At 60.6% G+C, this 251-nt stretch carries 1 protein-coding gene; it reads right to left on the reverse strand.

The window, feature by feature from the left end; translation table 11 throughout:
* Positions 1-9: 9 nt before the first annotated feature.
* A partial coding sequence (locus AC0L3U_RS39910) for a hypothetical protein (RefSeq protein ID WP_473365199.1) occupies positions 10-251 on the reverse strand: 242 nt, incomplete at its 5' end.

Consider the following 251-nt stretch of genomic DNA (forward strand, 5'->3'; position numbering starts at 1 on the left):
GCCGTCGATTTAATCCTGGAGGGCTTTCGCCGCTGCAAGCAGCCCCTGGAATTTTCGATACCGCGCCGCCAACACCGGCTGCACTTGCTCATCAGGCACATACCGCGCCTTCACCGGCATCCCCGCCGCCAGCAAATCCGCGCCCTCCCCGATGGACATGAAGCCCAACTTTGCCGCACCGATGCATGCGCTCAGTTGCTGGCCAATATTCTGCAGCGCGAGATTTTTACCTTGCAGGGCAGCGAACTGAG

Source organism: Bradyrhizobium sp. Kon69, assembly GCF_055807515.1.